This is a genomic window from Novosphingobium mississippiense (genome assembly GCF_044029535.1).
GTDB lineage: Bacteria > Pseudomonadota > Alphaproteobacteria > Sphingomonadales > Sphingomonadaceae > Novosphingobium.
Genome location: NZ_CP147001.1, coordinates 513,231 through 532,148 on the forward strand (window position 1 = coordinate 513,231; position 18,918 = coordinate 532,148).

The 18,918-nt window shown below is 64.8% G+C and carries 17 protein-coding genes and 1 tRNA gene; 4 read left to right on the plus strand and 14 right to left on the minus strand.

Features of this window, described 5'->3' with window-relative positions:
- Window positions 1-10: 10 nt before the first annotated feature.
- From WBP06_RS02410 to WBP06_RS02440, 7 genes are all read right to left on the minus strand, one after another.
- The gene (locus WBP06_RS02410; protein ID WP_395331508.1) at window positions 11-1,063 is read right to left on the minus strand and encodes a potassium channel family protein; all 1,053 of its coding nucleotides are present in this window, start codon (window positions 1,061-1,063) and stop codon (window positions 11-13) included.
- A gap of 12 nt (window positions 1,064-1,075) precedes the next feature.
- Window positions 1,076-2,161 carry a LysM peptidoglycan-binding domain-containing protein gene (locus WBP06_RS02415; RefSeq protein WP_395331510.1) on the minus strand — a complete coding sequence of 362 codons (1,086 nt, stop codon included), beginning with the start codon at window positions 2,159-2,161 and terminating at the stop codon, window positions 1,076-1,078.
- Window positions 2,158-2,922, minus strand: a complete 765-nt coding sequence (gene surE / locus WBP06_RS02420; RefSeq protein WP_395331512.1) for a 5'/3'-nucleotidase SurE — start codon at window positions 2,920-2,922, stop codon at window positions 2,158-2,160. Before surE ends, WBP06_RS02415 begins: the two co-directional genes overlap by 4 nt.
- Window positions 2,922-4,202, minus strand: a complete 1,281-nt coding sequence (gene serS, locus WBP06_RS02425) for a serine--tRNA ligase (protein WP_395331514.1) — start codon at window positions 4,200-4,202, stop codon at window positions 2,922-2,924. The genes surE and serS overlap by 1 nt, the downstream gene beginning before the upstream one ends.
- A 93-nt stretch (window positions 4,203-4,295) precedes the next feature.
- Entirely contained in the window at window positions 4,296-5,546 is a 1,251-nt protein-coding gene (locus WBP06_RS02430; protein ID WP_395331516.1) for a methyl-accepting chemotaxis protein, read from the minus strand.
- 295 nt (window positions 5,547-5,841) lie between these two features.
- Window positions 5,842-6,948 (minus strand): acyltransferase family protein, encoded by a 1,107-nt coding sequence (locus WBP06_RS02435; protein ID WP_395331518.1) that lies wholly within the window; start codon window positions 6,946-6,948, stop codon window positions 5,842-5,844.
- 122 nt (window positions 6,949-7,070) lie between these two features.
- Window positions 7,071-7,145, minus strand: a tRNA-Val gene (locus WBP06_RS02440).
- A gap of 89 nt (window positions 7,146-7,234) precedes the next feature.
- Here WBP06_RS02440 and WBP06_RS02445 point away from each other — a divergent pair.
- On the plus strand, window positions 7,235-7,522 hold the full coding sequence (locus tag WBP06_RS02445) for a DUF3297 family protein (protein WP_395331520.1): 288 nt from the start codon (window positions 7,235-7,237) through the stop codon (window positions 7,520-7,522).
- A 63-nt stretch (window positions 7,523-7,585) separates the two neighbouring features.
- Here WBP06_RS02445 and WBP06_RS02450 read toward each other — a convergent pair whose 3' ends face one another.
- Window positions 7,586-8,245: a CHAP domain-containing protein gene (locus tag WBP06_RS02450; RefSeq protein ID WP_395331522.1), complete on the minus strand. Its 660-nt coding sequence runs from the start codon at window positions 8,243-8,245 to the stop codon at window positions 7,586-7,588.
- A gap of 189 nt (window positions 8,246-8,434) precedes the next feature.
- Between WBP06_RS02450 and der the strand changes: the two genes are divergently transcribed.
- Entirely contained in the window at window positions 8,435-9,808 is a 1,374-nt protein-coding gene (gene der, locus WBP06_RS02455; protein ID WP_395331524.1) for a ribosome biogenesis GTPase Der, read from the plus strand.
- Window positions 9,809-9,890: 82 nt separating this feature from the next.
- On the opposite strand, the gene WBP06_RS02460 is transcribed toward der, so the two are convergent.
- Entirely contained in the window at window positions 9,891-11,048 is a 1,158-nt protein-coding gene (locus tag WBP06_RS02460) for an AI-2E family transporter (RefSeq protein ID WP_395331526.1), read from the minus strand.
- 232 nt (window positions 11,049-11,280) lie between these two features.
- On the opposite strand from WBP06_RS02460, the gene WBP06_RS02465 reads away from it, so the two are divergent.
- On the plus strand, window positions 11,281-13,302 hold the full coding sequence (locus WBP06_RS02465) for a prolyl oligopeptidase family serine peptidase (protein ID WP_395333996.1): 2,022 nt from the start codon (window positions 11,281-11,283) through the stop codon (window positions 13,300-13,302).
- A 4-nt stretch (window positions 13,303-13,306) separates the two neighbouring features.
- Here the strand turns inward: WBP06_RS02465 and WBP06_RS02470 are convergent, their stop codons facing one another.
- The 5 genes from WBP06_RS02470 to WBP06_RS02490 all read right to left on the minus strand — a co-directional run bounded on the left by WBP06_RS02470 (window position 13,307) and on the right by WBP06_RS02490 (window position 17,910).
- Window positions 13,307-14,362: an NAD(P)H-dependent flavin oxidoreductase gene (locus tag WBP06_RS02470; RefSeq protein WP_395331528.1), complete on the minus strand. Its 1,056-nt coding sequence runs from the start codon at window positions 14,360-14,362 to the stop codon at window positions 13,307-13,309.
- A gap of 22 nt (window positions 14,363-14,384) precedes the next feature.
- Window positions 14,385-14,864: a bacterioferritin gene (gene bfr / locus WBP06_RS02475; protein WP_395331530.1), complete on the minus strand. Its 480-nt coding sequence runs from the start codon at window positions 14,862-14,864 to the stop codon at window positions 14,385-14,387.
- A gap of 104 nt (window positions 14,865-14,968) precedes the next feature.
- Window positions 14,969-15,163 (minus strand): bacterioferritin-associated ferredoxin, encoded by a 195-nt coding sequence (locus tag WBP06_RS02480; RefSeq protein ID WP_395331532.1) that lies wholly within the window; start codon window positions 15,161-15,163, stop codon window positions 14,969-14,971.
- 86 nt (window positions 15,164-15,249) lie between these two features.
- The gene (locus WBP06_RS02485; RefSeq protein WP_395331534.1) at window positions 15,250-16,551 is read right to left on the minus strand and encodes a DUF418 domain-containing protein; all 1,302 of its coding nucleotides are present in this window, start codon (window positions 16,549-16,551) and stop codon (window positions 15,250-15,252) included.
- Window positions 16,552-16,728: 177 nt separating this feature from the next.
- Window positions 16,729-17,910: an SPOR domain-containing protein gene (locus WBP06_RS02490; RefSeq protein WP_395331536.1), complete on the minus strand. Its 1,182-nt coding sequence runs from the start codon at window positions 17,908-17,910 to the stop codon at window positions 16,729-16,731.
- Between the two features lie 281 nt (window positions 17,911-18,191).
- On the opposite strand from WBP06_RS02490, the gene WBP06_RS02495 reads away from it, so the two are divergent.
- Window positions 18,192-18,917: an AAA family ATPase gene (locus WBP06_RS02495; RefSeq protein WP_395331538.1), complete on the plus strand. Its 726-nt coding sequence runs from the start codon at window positions 18,192-18,194 to the stop codon at window positions 18,915-18,917.
- Window position 18,918 lies beyond the last annotated feature (1 nt).

An 18,918-nucleotide genomic window follows, 5' to 3' on the forward strand; every position in this document is an offset into this window, starting at 1 on the left:
CCGTCTGCTTTCAGCCTGACGGTTCGGCGTCGGACGCCTTGGTGGGCGCAATCTCCACCACGATGTCGCCGGCCTGCAGTCTTTTCGCATCGTCTTCCCAGAAGCCGATGCAGCGATCACCGCGATAGACCCTGAGGCCGCGTCCGCCGGTGGCCAGGCGATCCAGCGGTTGGCCGATTTCGGCCGGTTCCACCGGCCGCTCCACCAATTGTACCCGCCCCGCCACCGAGGCGAGGTCCGATAGATATTCGGCCACGTGCTGCCCCTCGGCCGATCCCGCCAGCAGCAGCCCGGTGAAGCGCACAGGGTTGATCACGTTGTTGGCGCCGGCCTGACGGGCCAACAGTTCGTTGTCGTCGGCGCGGATCACCACGGTGATCGGCACGTTCGGGGCGAGGTGGCGGGTGGTGAGGACGATCAGCACCGAGGTATCGTCCCGTCCGGCGGAAACCAGCACGGTGCTGGCGGTGCCCACGCGCACGGCGTTCTGGATTTCGTCCCGCGTGGCGTCGCCCTGAAGCACGTTGCAGCCCAGCCCCTCCGCTTGCGCAAGCCGCGCCTGTGCGGGATCGACCACGACGATCCGCGCCGGATCGGTGCCGCGCTCGATCAGTTCCTTGACCGCTTCGGAACCGCTGACCCCGAAGCCGAGCACGACGATATGGCCTTCGAGCCGTTCCTGGATGTGCTTCATGCGCCAGGTCTCCCAGCTTCGCTTGATGAGGAAATTGTAGGCGGTGCCCACGAAGATGGTGATCACCGCCAGGCGGATCGGCGTGACCAGCACCGCCTCGATCAGCCGCGCGCGGTCGCTGACCGGGGCGATATCGCCAAACCCGGTGGTGGTGATCGAGATCATGGTGAAATAGACGACGTCGAGGAAGCTGACCTGCCCGTCATGCGTGTCGTTCAGGCCCGCCCGATCGGACCAGTGGACCATGATGACGATGAAGATCAGCAGGAACGCGCCGCCCAGTCGCAGGACGACATCGGCCCAGACCGGAACCGCCAGAGAGCGGCGCAGCGGCCTGAACACCGCACGGACGGGGCGCTTTTTCGACATGCGCCGGGAAGCTTAGGGGGCCTTGGGCAACTCGTCCAGCGGGTCTACGGGCTTGCCGTCGCGGCGCACTTCGAAGTGCAGTTCGTCACCCTTGGCAAGGCCGGTTTTGCCGACCAGCCCCACGCGCTCTCCCGCGGCGACTTTCGCCCCTGCCTTCACGGTAACCCGGCTGAGGAAGCCGTAGGCGGTGAACCACCCGTTGCCATGATCGAGCAGGACGAGGTTGCCGAACTGCTGCTTTTCCGCCCCGGCGAACTTCACGGTGCCGCCGGCGGCGGCGCGGACCATCGTGCCTTCGGGCGCCTTGATGTCGATACCGTCATGCGGATCGGCGCCGGCGGCGAACTTGCGACGAAGCGGGCCGGAGACCGGCCAGAGGAAGCGCGTGGCGACGGGTTTCGCGGCGGAGGCCGGAGTGGTGGCGGATGCTGGGGGCGCAACCGGCGCCGACTTCGCATCGACCAAGGTGGGAATCAGCAGCGTTTGACCCGGTTTGACCGAGCCTTCGGGATCTAGCCCGTTGGCCAGCGCAACCTGTTCCCATGGCACGGCGTATCGCATCGCGATCGAGAAGCCGGTGTCGCCTGCTTTTACGGCGTAGCGCCGTGTGCGCGGGATCTTCAACTGCTGCCCGGTGCGCACGGCAAACGGCGGTTGCAGCGCATTCGCCTCGATGATCAGCACCCTTGCGACGCCGGCGCGCTGGGCGATGCCACCCAGCGTTTCACCGGGTTCCACCACATGGATTTCCTCCGTCTCGGCAGAGGCTGCGGCGGCCTTGCGCGCCACCGTCTGTGCCCGTGCGGCAGTGCGCGCCTCGGGCGTGGGCGTGGCGGTGGGCGTCGGTGTGGAGGCTGCCGACGGCTTGGTCGACGCCGCGCGCGGGATCGTCAGTTTCTGGCCGATCCTCACGGCGTAAGGCGCTTTCAGCCCGTTGGCCTTGGCGATCGCACTGGCCGAAACGCCTGCGCGATTGGCGATGCCATTCAGCGTCTCTCCCTGCTCGACCACGTGGACCTTTTCGGTCGCCGTTGCGGCAAACGCGGGCGCACTGGCCAGCACCAGCGTTGCAAGCAGGGTAAACGTACGGCGGATCATGCCTCGTAACGGCTCGCGATCTGCGCCAGCGAGGCGTCGTGCGTGAGGTCCAGCTGCAGCGGCGTTACCGAGATACAGCCCTCGGCAATCGCCTCCAGATCGGTGTTGTGGCCCGGCGTGTGCTCGATGCCGTGCAGGCCAAACCAGAAGTAGGGGAACCCGCGCGGATCCATGCCTTCGACCACCGAACCGCGCGCATAGTCGTGGAAGCCCTGACGGACCACGCGGATGCCCTTCACGTCGGCGGCGGCCACCGGCGGGAAGTTCACGTTGATCAGCGTGCGCGGTGCAAACGGAATGTCCAGCAGCGGGCGCAGCACTTTGGCGCCCCATTCTTCGGCCGCGGAGAAGCTGACGTTGTTGCCGTGGCCTTCGCCTGCATAAACCTGGCTCAAGGCGATCGAGGGGATGCCGGCCATCGCCCCTTCCATAGCTGCCGAGACGGTGCCCGAATAGGTGACGTCATCGCCCAGGTTGGCGCCGCGATTGACGCCGGAGAGAATCAGGTCGGGCGGGCCGGGCAGGGCTTTCTTGAGGCCCAGGGTTACCGAATCGGTCGGCGTGCCGGTGACCGAGAAACGCTTGGGCGCATGTTCGCGCATCCGCACCGGGCGGCCCAGCGTCAGCGAGTGGCCGGCGCCGGACTGTTCCTCGCTCGGCGCGCAGATCCAGATGTCGTCAGAAAGCTGCGCGGCGATCTTTTCGAGGACATAGAGGCCGGGAGCGTTGATGCCGTCGTCGTTGGTGAGCAGGATGCGCATCAGAAGCAGGGCTCCAGCTTGTCGATCCCGGCCATCCACGGCTTCAGCGCTTCGGGCACGAGGACGGAGCCGTCTTCCTGCTGATAGTTCTCCAGTACGGCGACGAGGGTGCGGCCGACCGCGAGGCCGGATCCGTTGAGCGTGTGCAGGAACTCGGTCTTCTTCGAGCCTTCCGGCTTGAAGCGCGCGTTCATGCGGCGGGCCTGGAAGTCGCCGCAGTTGGAGATCGAGCTGATCTCGCGATAGGCCTGCTGGCCGGGCAGCCAGACTTCCAGGTCGAAGGTCTTGTTCGCGGTGAAGCCCATATCGCCCGAGCAGAGCAGAACCTTGCGATAGGGCAGTTCCAGCGCCTGCAGGATCGATTCGGCGGCAGCGACCATCTTTTCGTGCTCGGCTTCCGACTGGTCGGGCTGGCAGACGGTGACGAGTTCGACTTTCTCGAACTGATGCTGGCGGATGAAGCCGCGCGTGTCGCGGCCCGCCGAACCCGCTTCGGAGCGGAAGCAGGGGGTCAGCGCGGTCATGCGCAAGGGCAGGGCCTCAAGATCGACGATCTCGTCCTGAACCGCGTTGGTCAGCGAGACTTCGGCGGTGGGGATCAGCCAGCGGCCGTCGGTGGTCTTGAACAGGTCTTCCGAGAACTTGGGAAGCTGGCCGGTGCCGAATACCGCTTCGTCCTTCACCAGCAGCGGCACGATGCATTCCATGTAGCCGTTGGTGGCGGTCTGCGTGTCCAGCATGAACTGCGCGAGCGCACGGTGGAGGCGGGCCATCTGGCCTTTCAGGAACGTGAAGCGCGCGCCGGAAAGCTTCGCGCCGGTTTCGAAATCGAGGCCGAGCGCCGGTCCGAGGTCTGCATGTTCCTTCGGCGTGAAGGCGAAAGTGCCGGGCGTGCCCCACTTGGAGACTTCCAGGTTCTCGGTCTCGTCCGCGCCTTCGGGCACTTCGGCTACCGGGATGTTCGGCAGGCCGGCCAGCGCGTTCTGAAGCTGGGCCGAAAGCTCCTTCTCCTCGGCTTCCAGCGCGGGGAGGGTGTCCTTCAACTGGGCGACTTCGGCCTTCAGTGCTTCGGCGGTGGCGGCATCGCCCTGGCCCATGGCCTTGCCGATCGCCTTTGATGCTTCGTTGCGGCGATTCTGGCCTTCCTGCATGCGCGTCGCGACCGAGCGGCGCTGCTCGTCGAGGGCGAGGATGTCAGCGGCCACGGGGGCAACCCCACGGCGGGCGAGGCCGGCGTCGAATCCTTCGGGATTCTCGCGGATCAGGCGGATATCGTGCATGGGCCGGGGCTATGCCGTCTCGCGCTCGCAGGTGCAAGCGCGAGGTAGAACGGCCAATTGTGTTTACTTGCGCGCTTGCGGCGCAACGTCATTTCAGATGCGCCCGCTCACCAGCATCGGGCGGAAACCGGCCGGAGCGGGGGTCATGCGAAAGCGCTCCGCCTCGGTGGCCAGCGCCGCCACTTCTGAAGACAGATTGCGTGCAGCTGCCGAGGTTTCCTCCACCATCGCGGCGTTCTGTTGGGTCGAATGATCCATGGCGCTTACCGCCGCATTGATTTCCCCGATCGCGGCGGCCTGCGCATCATTGTCGGCGGCGATCTGATCGGCCAGGCGTGTCACTTCCTCCCCCGAAACCGAAATAACTCCGAACGCCGAATCAACCTTGTGCACAGCCTCCACCGCCGCTTCGATGTCGGTCTGGGTCACGCCCAGCTGATCCCGTGCGCGTTTCGATTCTTCTTCGGCGCGCATCGCCAGTGCCGAAACCAGGTCGGCGACCACGGCGAAACCCCGCCCTGCATCGCCGGCGCGTCCTGCCTCAACCGCGGCATTCATGGCCAGCACGCGCGTCTGGAACGCGATCTTGTCCAGCCCCTCGATCACGGCATCGATGCCCTTGGCGCTTTCGCTGACGCGGTTCATGGCATCCACTGCTGCATCCGTGCGGGTCCGTCCTTCATGCACCGCCGCCATCGCCTGCCCGGATGTCTCTACCGAACGGGTCGCCGCCTCCGCAGTGGCTTTCAGTCGCAAGTCGATCTGCTGGATCGCGGCAGCCGTCTGTTCGAGGCTGGCGGCATTGGCTTCGGTACGTCGTGCCAGGTCTTCGGAAGCCTGCGCGATCTCGCGGGAGCCGACCAGGCTGTTCTGCGTGCCGGTCTTTACCGTTCCCAGCAGTCCGCGCAGGCTGGAAAGGGCTTCGTTGAAGCTATCTTTCAGTGCCGAATATTCGCCGGGATAGTCTTCGACGATGTCGGCCGTCAGATCGCCGGCGGAAAGCCTGCGGAAGTTATCGGCCATGCCCTGCACCACCTGGCCATGGCGTTGTGCTTCCGCGCCGCGCGCGATTTCCGCCTGCGCGGTGGCCCGGAATTGGAACATAGCCTGCGTCATGCGCCCCACGCAGTCCCGGAAATGGGTGAATTCGATCGGACTTTCGAGATCGCCGGCAGCCAGCCCCTCCATTCGGACCACCGTGGCGACATAAGGCCCGGCGATAGCCTCGCGATAGGCGGATCCCAGAACCGCTGCGACAGCGCTGGTGGCAAGAACGACCCAGAGCGCCGTTTCATGCTGAAGATAGATGCCGGCCAGCCCGCAGGCCAAAGTCAATATGACCATACTACCATATGAAATCAGCAGCTTAAGCCTAATAGGCGCGTTTGCCCTGAACCATTCCATAGATTTTACCCCAATCCCGCCTGCGAAAGCCGGAACCGTTCCAGATCTAGCAGGCCCCAAGGGGTTTATAGGTGGTGCAGCAAGTCTTCGTTTGCGACGAACTATCAACAGATCTGTTGTAAGCTTATCTTGCCAAAATTTAATGGTTTTTTTCGTCCGAATAGGACGTGCTCTTCCTGTTTTTGGCTATTGTTGGGATGGGAGCGGGAGGTGCGACGTACGCCATAGGGTGCTGTTATCCGGCGAACGGCTCGGCATCCGTGTTCGATCCAGGGTGTTGGGCTTCGGCGGGGGTGTCGGGTGTGCGGCCGTTGTTTCCGTGGGCCCGGATCCGTGCGCGAAGGTGTTCGATCTGCGGGTCGATGGTGGCCGCGGACAGCAGGCCGAACGCCATGGAGATCGGCAGGGTAAGCGCGCAGAGCGATAGGCGTTGCCACAAGTGTTCGCCCTGCCAGTCCAACATCCAGGCGATCACGAGGCCGACGATCCAGTGTGAGATGTAGATCGGATACGACAGATCTCCCAGACGCTTGTCGATACCCAGCGGAACGGGCGTCCAGTTGCCGACGGCAAGAGGTGCAATCGCCAGTAGCATGATCGGCCCGGTCAGGATCAGGGCAATCGCGTCAACGACGCTTGGCCCCCACAGAATCCGTGCTGCGATGCGCACGGCGATGACCAAGGTAATCGCCCCAAGGGCAAGGCACGCAAGCTGGGGGCCCCGACCGGCGATACGCACGCCGATTTCGTCCCGATAGTGATAGAGCAGCGCGCCGATGCAGAAGGGCAGGCTTCCGCCCGGAATGGCCAGGTAGGCAAGTGCGCCCGAGTCCCCGGAGAATATGGTCAGCACGCTGTAGGCCAGCGACAGGCCAAGCCATGCCAGCGTGGCGCGGCGGCTGCGGGAAAGCCCCAGGCTGATGAGTAGATAAAAGGCGAGTTCGCAGGTGATTGCCCAGGTGGCGGGCGCCATGCGCGGCGACACCGTGCTGGGTATGATCGCGGGGTAGACCATCGTCAGGTTCGCCAGCCATTGCGCAGGGCTGGCCGGAATTGCCATCTCCGGCTTGAAGGCGGCGCGAAATCCATCGGGTATCAGGGCGAGCAGGCCCACCGAAAACGCAATCACCAGCAGGTAGGATGGATATAGGCGCAACGCTCTGTTGCACCAGAATCGGCTGAAGCCTTCCGGCGTATATCCGTAGGCTCGCTGCATGACGAAGGTCATCAGGTAGCCGGAGATCACGAAAAAGCCGACGACGGCATTGTCTCCGCCGAACGGGAAGCGGCCGATATGCTGGATGAGGACGACGATGGCGAGGATCAGGCGAAGGGTTCCCATGTCGGGATCGTTTCGCAATTCCGGTTCAAGGCCAACCGCAGACAGGTCCATTCCGGTCGCGTTCGCAACCTTGCGTCAAGCCTGCCGATTTCATTGGAAAGTTTGCCATTCCAGGGAAGGAATGGTGGGCGCGGCAGGGATTGAACCTGCGACCCCACCCGTGTGAAGGGTGTGCTCTACCACTGAGCTACGCGCCCGTCGATTGGACCGTGTCCATCGGGGAAGCGCGCCTCTAGATGAGTCGGATCGAATTGACAAGCGGTCATCTGCAATTAAATCGCGGGGCATGACCGAAGAGACCAAGACCGGCGCAGACGTGCCGCCCGACCACCTTGCCATCAACCCGAAGAGCCCGTTCTTCGATGAGGAAAAGCTGAAGCGCGGCGTCGGCATCCGCTTCAAGGGCACTGTGCGCACCAATGTTGAGGAATATTGCATTTCCGAAGGCTGGGTGCGCGTGCAGGCCGGCAAGACGCTGGATCGCAAGGGCAATCCACTGACCGTCAAGCTCGCCGGTCCGGTCGAAGCCTGGTACGAGGATCTGGGCGAGGACGCGCCGGTCGCCAAGCTCTGAACGTAGATCGGGCCGCAGTGACGATACAGCGAGCGGCCCGATTTCTTCACAGCGCGGTTTTCTTCAACGATAAATCCCGGCGATGATGTCGCCGATGGGGTCGCTTCGGCGGCCCTTTTTCTTGGACGGCGTTGGAGGTGCGGGCGATTCGTCCGTCACGGCAATGGCGTCCAGGCGGTCGTCGCCCAGGCTCTTCGTCCCGCCGGGTCTGGCGTTGTAGATGAATCCCGAAACCGGCCAGTGCGTCGTGCCCAGGTTATGGATCGGTGCGTACCACACGCGCACTTCGCTCCAGTCGTTCTCGGGCGAGACGTCCAGCACCGTCACGTTCTTCTCGATCTGGCCGCGACGGCCGTTGATCGGAGACCAATTGGAATGGCTGACCAGTATCGTGCGCGAATCGACGACCTTGCTGACCGTCGCCACGTGGCCCAGTTCGGAATTGGCATAAGGCTGCATCGCCATGACTGCACCCACGCGCGGCGTATGGCCGGTGGCGTAGCGCCCGTGGGCTTGCTGCCACCAGGTATGCGCATCCCCGAAGATGCGGATGCCGGAGAGCTGGCGTGCGTAGGGCACGCATTCCAGATAATCCGGGCCTTTCGACGCGTCCGCGCTGCCATCAGCGCCGCCGTTCGCGCCGGCCAGGGAATCGTCGATGGCGGCGCTTGCCACGGCGGGATTGATGGCTGGTGCCGCTGCTGCAAGAGCAAGGCCCAACATGATGAATCTGCGGTAACCCTTCATATTTGCCATGTTCGACGGGCAGGGTTAGGAGCTTCCTGCATTGTATGGTTAATGGCGCAGTAACTATTTCGGCGCCGAAACCGCAGAAATTCGTGCCTTTTTGCAGGGACGTTTCCATTTCATGCGAATTCCCCTATCGGCGCGAATCCTTTATCGAGTTCTTATATGCTTCCCCAGGTGATCATCATCGGCCGACCCAACGTCGGCAAGTCCACGCTGTTCAATCGGCTCGTCGGCAAAAAGCTTGCGCTTGTCGACGATCAGCCAGGCGTCACGCGTGACCGTCGCTTCGGCGACGCAGAATTGCTGGGGCTGAAGTTCCAGATCGTCGACACTGCCGGTTGGGAGGACGACGAGGCGGAGACGCTGCCCGGCCGAATGCGCCAGCAGACCGAGGCTTCGCTGGAAACGGCCGACGTCGCGCTGTTCGTGGTGGACGCGCGCGCGGGCCTTACCCCGCTGGACGAGGAAATCGGCAACTGGCTGCGCGCCTCGCCGGTGCCGGTGATCCTGTTGGCGAACAAGGCCGAAGGCCGTGCGGGTGAGGGCGGTCTGCTCGAAGCCTATTCGCTGGGTCTTGGCGATCCGGTTGGCATCTCGGCCGAGCATGGCGAAGGCATGGCCGACCTGTTCGAGGCGCTGCTGCCGCACCTGGAGCCGCTCCAGCCCGAAGAGCAGGAGTTCGAGGAACTGGACGAGGAAGCGCTGCTGCGTGCACCGCTGAAACTCGCCATCGTCGGCCGTCCCAACGCGGGCAAGTCCACGCTCATCAACAAGCTGCTGGGCCAGGATCGCCTGCTGACCGGGCCGGAGGCGGGCATCACCCGCGATTCGATCGCGATCGATTGGGAATGGACCGATCCCAAGACGGACGAAGTCCGCCCGGTCCGCCTGATCGACACCGCCGGCATGCGCAAGCGCGCCAACGTGACCGAAAAGCTGGAACGCATGGCCGTGGCCGATGCGCGCCATGCGATCGACTTTGCCGAAGTGGTGGTGCTGCTGCTCGATGCCACGCGCGGGTTGGAGCATCAGGATCTGACGATCGCCTCCAAGGTGCTGGAGGAAGGCCGTGCGCTGATGATCGCGATCAACAAGTGGGACGTGGCCGAGGACGCCTCGAAGCTGTTCCAGGGCATTCGCGGTGCACTGGATGACGGTCTGGCCCAGGTCCGCGGCGTGCCGTTGCTGGCCGTGTCCGCACGCACGGGCAAGGGGCTGGACGAACTGATCGCCGCTGCTTTCTCGATCCGCGAGGCGTGGACGCGCCGCGTGCCGACCGCCGCGCTCAACCGCTGGTTCGACGATGCGCTTTCTGCCAATCCGCCGCCGGCGCCGGGCGGCAAGCGCATCAAGCTGCGCTACATCACCCAGGCCAAGACGCGCCCGCCGGGCTTCGTGCTGTTTGGTACGCGTCTGGATCTGCTGCCGGAGAGCTACAAGCGCTATCTGGTCAACGGCATCCGCCGTGAATTGGGCTTCGATGCGGTGCCGATCCGCCTGAACCTGCGCAGTGCGAAGAACCCGTTCGCCAAGTAAGCGGTCATTGCATTCGACATAAAAAGGCCCGCTTCCGCACCGTGCGGAAGCGGGCTTTTTTATGTGACCGTGAAGCGTTGGCTTACGAGGGGTGCGCTGCCGTTTCGGCGCTGGCGCCGCGCTGTTCGGCGGCTTCGTCTTCCAGTTCGATGGCGTCGGGTTCGATCATGCCGTCCACGCTGCGCATCTCGCGCATCAGGTTCCAGACGCAGATGAACAGCGCGGCGATCACCGGGCCGACGATGAAGCCGTTGAGGCCGAAGATCTGCAGACCGGCGAGCGTGGCGATCAGCACCACGAAATCCGGCATGCGGGTGTCGCGGCCGACCAGGATCGGGCGCAGAAGGTTGTCGATCATGCCGATCACGAACATGCCGCAGAACGCAAGGATGGAGCCCTGCCAGACATGGCCCGTCGCCAGCAGGTAGAGCGCCATGGGCACCCAGACGAGGCCGGTTCCCACCGCGGGCAGCAGCGAGAAGAAGCCCATCAGCACGCCCCAGAGCAGCGATCCGGGAATGCCCAGCAGCGAGAAGATGATCCCGCCGACAAGCCCCTGCAGGATGGCGACGACCACCGTGCCCTTCATCGTCGCGCGTACGACCACAAGGAAGTTGGTGATCAGCCGGTCGCGCAGATGCGGGCGCAGCGGCAGCGATTCACGGATCAGTTCGCCATAACGGCGCCCATCGCGCAGCAGGAAGAACGTGAGGTAGAGCATCACGCCCAGCGCGGCGAGGAAGCTCAGCGCGCCCTGACCGGCGGAAACGAGGCGCGTCGCCAGCCCCTGCAAGCCGCTGGCGATCCCGGCGCCGAACTGACGACGCAACGATTCGAAGTCGGCCAGGCCATAGCGGTCCACCAGACCCTCCACCGAATCGGGCAGGGCAGCGCGCAGCTTCGCGATCGTATGGCCGACATCCAACTGGCCGGTGGCGATCTTTTCGTAGATCGCGCTCACTTCCTGCACCAGGCTGATGCCCAGCAGGATGGCGGGAATGATGAACAGTGCCAGCAGCGCCAGCAGCATCAGCCCGGCGGCGGTATTGGGCCGCCCGCCCATCTTCTGCGAAAGGCGGAAGGTCAGCGGTTCGAACAGGATCGCGGCGACCACGCCCCAGAGCACGGCGCCGAAATAAGGCATCAGCAGCCATGCGAAGGCGACCGATACGGTAATGACCAGAAATGCGAAGCCGTAGTCTTCGAGGCGATAGGGGGGCTGTGGACGGGGACTCTCCATGGTCCTGTCTTAGCACGATTTCATATTGCGCCAGCCCGGATCGGGTGCGGGGTGGATTTTTTCGGGCGGCTGGGCAAGACAAGGCGCATCGGGCGGGGGGCGAAAGGCTTTCCGCGCATCCATAAGAAGAACCGGAGCCCGCTTCTTGCGCACAACTCTTGCCTCCAAATCGCTCAACCTGCGTCTCGCAACGCTCGCCCTTGGCTGTGCCGTCGTTCCCTTCACGCCTGCAATGGCGGACGATGCCGGACCCCAGCGCGCCTTTACGGCAGACGATCTGTTCAAGCTTTCGGGCGTTACCGATCCGCAGATTTCGCCGGATGGCAACCGCATCGCCTATGTACGCTCCAGCGCGGACGTGATGGTGGACAAGCAGGTGCCGTCGATCTGGCTGGTGGATGTGGCGAACGGCGCGCAGCGACCGCTGGTCACCGGGCAGGGCGCGCATTTCTCGCCCGTGTGGTCGCCGGATGGCAAACGTCTGGCCTTCGTTTCCAGCGATGGCGACGGTGCGCCGCAACTCTACGTGCTGTGGCTGGATTCCGGTGCCAAGGTGCGCGTCACCGGGTTGCCGGACAGCCCCGGCAGCATCGCCTGGTCGCCCGATGGCCGCCAGATCGCCTATACCATGCGCGTTCCGGGCCAGGCGATGAAGCTGGGTTCCGCCCCCGCCAACAAGCCGGAAGGCGCCAAGTGGGCCGATCCGCTGGAAGTGATCGATCGCGTGACCTACCGCGCCGATGGCGGCGGCTATACGCAGCCGGGTTACGACCACCTGTTCCTGGTCTCCACCGACGGCGGCGCACCGCGTCAGCTGACCTTCGGCAATTTCGACGATCAGGGACCGCTGTCCTGGACGCCGGACGGCAAGCGCATCCTGTTCTCCGGCAACCGCAATGCCGACTGGCAGCGGGATGCGAACAATTCCGAGGTCTATTCGCTCGACATCGCCAGCGGTTCGTTGACGGCGCTCACCACGCGCAAGGGGCCGGATGCCAATCCACTGGTCTCGCCCGATGGCAAGCACGTGGCCTATCTGGGCTATGACGATGTGAACCGGTCCTACGAGAACACCGAGCTTTACGTCATGAACATCGACGGTTCGGGCGTGAAGGCGCTGACCGGCAAGTTCGACCATTCGATCGATTCGATCGCGTGGAGCGGCAATGCGACGGTGCTTGCCCAGTACGACGATCATGCGAAGACCTATGTGGCGCGCGTGGGCCTCGACGGTTCGGTCCGCAATGCGGTGGAGGGGCTGAGCCCGGGCAAGGGCTATGACCGTCCCTATACCGGCGGCGAGTTCTCGGTCTCCGGCAACGGGCGCATCGCCTATACCTCGGGCACGGCGTCGCGCCCGGCGGATCTCTGGGTCAGCACGGGGGGCGCGGGCCGCAAGCTGACCGACCTCAACGGCACCTGGATGGAAGCCAAGGCCATGGCGCCTGTGCGCAAGCTGGCCGTGACCGCACCCGACGGTCGCTCGATCGACGCCTGGCTGGTGACGCCGCCGGGCCTTGCTCCGGGCCAGCGCGCCCCGCTGATTCTGGAAATCCACGGCGGCCCGAACACCGCCTACGCGCCGGGCTTCGCGACCGATTACCAGCTCTATGCGGCGCATGGCTACGCGGTGCTCTATACCAACCCGCGCGGCAGCACATCCTATGGCGAGGAATTCGCCAACCTGATCGACCGCGCCTATCCCGGCAAGGACTACGACGACCTGATGGCCGCGGTGGACGCCGCGATCGCCGATGGCGTGGCGGATCCGAACAACCTCTTCGTCACCGGCGGTTCGGGTGGCGGCGTGCTGACCGCGTGGATCGTGGGCAAGACCGACCGCTTCAAGGCGGCGGTCACCCAGAAGCCGGTGATCAACTGGATCAGCGAGGCGCTGACGATGGACGCCACCACCTTCACCTCGCGCTACTGGTTCGACAAGAAGCCCTGGGAAGACCCCATGGAATACTGGCGCCGATCGCCGCTGAGCATCGTGGGCAATGTGAAGACGCCGACGATGGTCGTGGTGGGTTCGGAAGACTATCGCACCCCGGTCAGCGAGGCCGAACAGTACTACGCCGCACTGCAGATTCGTGGCGTGCCGACGGCACTTGTTAAGGTGCCGGGCGCCAGCCACGGCGGCATCGCCGCGCGGCCTTCGCAATCGGCGGGCAAGGCGTCGGCGATCCTGGCGTGGTTCGACAAGTACCGGACCGACAAGGTGGCGCCGGTGGAAGCGCCTAAGGGCGAGTAAGTGACTAAGCCGTAAGAGAAAGTTCGGCGGCGAGCTGGGCAACCAGTTCCGCCGCCGGCAATGGGCGGGACAGCGGCGCGCCCTGTCCCGCCCATTGCGCGCCGTAGAGCGGCTCGCCCCTGGCTTTGGCAGCGGCGTTGAGCGCCTTTCCGGCCAGATAGGTGCGCGGATAGGCGGGGACCGGTGGGATGCCGGAACGCTCGCCGAATTCCGTAAAGCGATTGGCAAGGCAGCGGGCAGGGCGGCCTGAAATGGCGCGCGTCATCGTCGTGTGCAGCGCCGCGTCGCTGGCGAGCAGGGCGCGGTAGCCGGCGTCGGCGTTCGATTCGGAACAGGCGACAAAGGCAGTGCCCAACTGCGCGGCCGCGGCGCCAAGGTTCAGCGCGGCGCGGATACCGGCGCCGTCCATGATGCCCCCGGCTGCGACGACCGGCAGTCTGCCCCATGCAACCAGCAGCCGCGTCAGCGCGAACGTGCCGAGCCGGTCATCCCGCGCATCGGGATCAAACATGCCGCGATGGCCGCCGGCCTCCCACCCTTGCGCGACCAGCACATCGATACCCGCCGCGGACGAGAGTTCCGCTTCGGCCGGACTGGTGACGCTGCCGAGGAGCAGGCAGCCTGCCGCTTTCAGTGCCGCGATGGTATCGGCATCGGGCAAGCCGAAGTGGAAGCTGACGACGGCGGGGCAGGCTTCCAGCACGACGTCCAGCATCGCCGCGTTGCCCGCGAAGCTGTCGTAGATCGTTTCCAACGCGGCAGGCGGCTCTGCGCCATGTTCGCGGAACAGCGGGGCGAGGGCATTCAGCCACGCCTGCTCGCCCGCAGGATCGGGCTGCGGCGTCTGGTGAACGAAGAGGTTGAGGTTGAAAGGCCGGTCAGTACGACTGCGCAGATCGGCGATCTGCCTGCGGGCTTCGTCGGGACTGATGGCACCGAGCGCGAGCGAACCGAGCGCCCCGGCATTGCAGACTTCGGCGGCAAGGGCCGGCGTCGAAGTGCCCGCCATCGGGGCCTGAATCAGCGGAACGGAAAGGCCAAGGCGCGCGAGAAAATCCATCGGTCCCGCGCGCCTTCCGAAATCAGTCTTCCGCCGGCTTGCTCTGCAGCTGGCAGTAGTTCTGGATGCCCATGCGCTCGATCATGTCGAACTGCTTTTCGAGGAAGTCGACGTGCTCTTCCTCGCTTTCGAGGATGCGCGCGAAGATTTCGCGGCTGACATAGTCGCGCACGGCTTCGCAATGGGCGATGGCTTCGCGGAGCAGCGGAATCGCGTCGTATTCCAGCGCAAGGTCGGCCTTCAGCACTTCCTCGACGCTTTCGCCGATGCGCAGCTTGCCCAGCGCCTGGAAGTTGGGGAGCCCGTCGAGATAAAGGATGCGATCGGCCAGCACGTCGGCGTGCTTCATCTCGTCGATCGACTCGTGGCGCTCATACTCGGCCAGGCGCTTGATGCCCCAGTTGTCGAGCATGCGGTAATGCAGCCAGTACTGGTTGATCGCGGTCAGCTCGTTGAAGAGAGCCTTGTTAAGGAAGTCGATGACCTGCGGGTCGCCCTTCATGGGGGGATGCTCCTGAAAATTTCAGGGCGCATTATGGGCGCGTATGCAAACGGGTGCAACCCGCGGAAGTCCCGCGAGTGGAACCTCTTAGCGTGAGCGCGCGGTCAGGCGGCGGCGCTGAGTGGTGCGTCCAGTGCCGTCATCTCATCGGCAATGATGTCTTCAGCGTCTTCGAGGCACTGTCCGCACTGCGGTGTCCGGCCGAGCGCGGCGTAGAGCGCATTGGCGTCTCCACGGCAGCAGCGCGCGGCGGTGCGCAGGTCGGTTTCCTTAATCGCATTGCAGATGCAAACGTACATGGGCGAATCCTCTTACAAGGCCCATCATATGCAACTGCAAATGGATCGCAATAGCATTCTTTAGCGCCGAAAATCCGCCAAAAAACTCAGATGGATAGCGCGCGCCGATTGGGCAGAAGGCGCTTTTCGACCAGAGAACGCCACACCAGTTCCAGCGGTCCGCGCCGATATCGACGCAGGAATGGCGCGCTCCAGGCCAGCATGATCGACCAGCCCAACAGCACGAACAGCCACTGCTCCGCCGCGCCCACTTTGCCGTAGAGCGCAAAGCCCCAACCGAAGAACAGCGCGCCCATCAGCAGGCTGGTGCCGATGTAGTTGCTGAAGGCCATCTGGCCGCAGGCGACGAGGCGCCGGCCCGCTGCGGTGCGCAGCAGTGCCGGCGCCGCGGCGAGCATCAGGGCGCCATAGCCAAGCGCGGTGACGAAGTGCGCCGGCATCAGTCCCTTACCCAGCAGCACATACATGGCGATCGGCGGGAAATGGCGCGGCCATGCCCAGCCCAATGCAATCAGGGTGAGGGCGAGGCCGGCGCCTGCCGTCACCGTGCCGAAGATCGCCAGCGTGCGGCGGGGCACCGCACCTTGCGCCAGCCCCATGCGTTGAAGCACCAGGCCGACCAGCATCAGCGGGATTACCTCGCTCCAGGCGTGCAGCGTCATCGACACCAGCCAGAACGGATCGTCACGCAACTTGGCCGCGGCGATGTTCCAGAAGCCCGCGTGGTAAAGGGTGGCCTGTGCCTGGGCTGCCTCGCGGTACTGGGCGAGTCGGTCGGCAACTTCGTGCCGTTCCGCCAGGGTGGCGACGCCCAGGCGAACGGCTTCCTCAGCACGAAGCAACGGCAGCGTGGCGGTCAGATTGATGATCGCGGCGGTAAAGGCGATTCCTCCGGCCAGCCCCAACAACACCGCGCTGCGCTGGCGGCGCACGAACAGTACGGCAATGCCGCAAGTCGCGTAGACGAACAGGATATCGCCCCACCACAACAGCAGGTAATGCAACTGACCCAGCAGCATCAGCCAGGCAAGGCGGCGGACCTGCAGCACGTCTCCATCGCGCCCGGCGGCATCCATCCGCTCACAATAGAGAGCGATTCCCGCACCGAACAGCATGGCGAACAGCGCGCGCATCTTGCCTTCGAATAACAGGAATCCAAAGGCATAGCCCCATTCGTCGGCGTTGCTGGCATGCAGTGCAAAGCCGGGGGAGGCGGATCCCACTGCTGGCCCGGCAAAGCCCGAAATGTTGATGGCCAGGATGCCCAGAACGGCAATCCCGCGAATGAGGTCAAGCGTTTCGAGCCGGTCGACAGCCTCCGCCGCGCCGGTCGCCTCGAAATCGTAGTGGACCTCGCGGGCGTTATCGCCCGTCAATGCCTTCGGCATAGCCCCTGTCTCCCAAGGGGAGGCTATGCCTGCGACTCGCCGAAGTCCATGGAAATTGGTGATGGGTGACGGAAGGGCGGGGGCTATCGCCCTGACGCTTGTCTCAAGTCGCCCTCAAGTGACCCTCAAGTGACCCTCAAGTGGCCCTCAAGTGGCCCTCAAGTCGGCCTCAAGCCGTTATTTGGGCGGCGTGGCGATGCACTCGTGGCCGGAAGTCTTCAGCGCCGCGCAAGCCTTGTCGGCTTCCACCTTGTTGGCGAAGCCGGTGGCATAGAGAAAGACCAATGCGCCGCCGCGCACCTGTTCGCGGTGCCTGCCGGTCAGTTCGGGGCGCTTCGACAGGCTGGACCACAGCTTGTCGGCATTGCCGGCGACGCCGAACGCGCCCAGTTGGAGCCGCCATCCACCTTGTTTCGCAGGCGTGGGCGTAGGAGTGAGAGCCGGGGCCGACGAGACCGGTTTGGCGACAATGGCAGGTTTCGCCGCCTCGGGTTTTTGAGCCATGGGTTTCGACAATGCGGGCTTCGCCACGGCCAGCGGAGCCGGTTCGGGCGTGACTGCGCGGGGGGCGGCGGCCACGACGGCCGGCTTCTTCGCCGCTGCGACCGCCGGTTTGGAGACCGTTGCCGCGATTGGCCGCGCATAGTCGGCTCCGGCCGTCGCGGGGCCACTGGGCTGCACCGATTCGCGTGCGAGTTGCGGCCGATTCGCGGTGGCTCCGGGCGCACCCAGCGCGGCGGATGCATCCATGCGCGCCCTTGCGGCATCAGCCTCGGCGGATAGCTTGGCCGCCAGCGGCACGCTTTCCTGCCTTTGGTCCAGCGGAATGTGCTCGTCCATCTGGGCAAGCGCGCGGGTGGCCTGCGGCAAACCCGCCTGTTGCGCCAGACTGACCAGCGCATAGGCGCGCACCCAATCCTTCTCGGCAAGGTCGCCGTTGAAGCAGGCGACGCCCAGTATGTACTGCGCCCGGGCATCGCCGCGCCCGGCGGCGGCGGCGATATAAGGCATGGCCTTCTCGCGCTCTCCGCGCTGGAACAGCAGCAGGCCGTAATTGTCGGAGGCCTGAACATGGCCCTGCGCGGCGGCCTTGCCATAGAGCGTTTCCGCTTGGTCCAGATCCAACGGCACGCCCCGGCCCATCTTGTAGGCCTGCGCCATGTTGAATTCGGCGTCGGCATCGCCCTTGTCGGCCAGCGGCTGCCATTGCTGCACGGCGGCTTCGTACTTCCCGTCTGACCAGGCATCGACTCCGGCCTTCACGTCGGCGGCGGCAGGCGTCGGAATCAGGGCGCAAATGGTGCAGAGGGCGGTCGCCGAGGCGGAGCCCGTGGCAAGGAAACGAAGAATTTTCTGCATCTTGATCCGCCCCGATGACCGTTCCCGGCTGGAAGACATGCTACGCGAAGATTGACGGATGGCACCAGCCCGGGCGCGGGACAATACGGGCTACTGCCGAAAATCGCCCTTAACCGGCATGGTAAACAATTTCCTGACGCATCAGTGGCATGAAAGGATGGGCGCTGGAAAGCTGCGCCCGGGAGCGCAGGGTACGTAATTAACTCTAAATTAGGAACGATCTGCGATCCCAGCCCTCAGACAGGTTCACATTCCTTATGGAATTCTCAGGGGACAGGGCTTTGCGAGTACTGGCATTGGCATCGCAGAAGGGCGGCTCGGGCAAGACCACGCTCTCGGGACATCTTGCCGTCCAGGCGCAGCGCGTCGGCGCCGGGCCGGTCGTTCTGATCGACATCGACCCGCAGGGCTCGCTGGCCGACTGGTGGAACGAGCGTGAGGCCGAACTGCCCGCCTTCGCCCAGACCACCGTGGCGCGACTCGCCGCCGATCTTCAGGTGCTGCGCCAGCAGGGCTTCAAGCTGGCCGTGATCGACACGCCGCCGGCCATCACCATGGCGATCCAGAGCGTGATCTCGGTTGCCGAACTGATCGTGATTCCGACCCGCCCCAGCCCGCACGACCTGCGCGCCGTGGGCGCCACCGTCGACTTGTGCGAGCGTTCGGGCAAGCCGCTGCTGTTCGTCGTCAACGCCGCCACGCCGAAGGCGCGAATCACGGCGGAGGCCGCCGTTGCCCTGTCGCAGCACGGCACCGTTGCCCCGGTCACGCTGCATCAGCGCACCGATTTCGCGGCATCGATGATCGATGGTCGCACGGTGATGGAAGTCGATCCCAACGGCCGTTCCTCTCAGGAAGTGGCCGCGCTGTGGAACTACATTTCCGATCGCCTTGAAAAGAACTTCCGCCGCACCGTGTTCTCGGCCCCGCCGGTTCCCGGTCAGCCGGTGATCCAGGGTGCCCAGCGCCCGGTCGGTGGCTTCGGCCGCCGCGTCGCGGGGTCCTGAT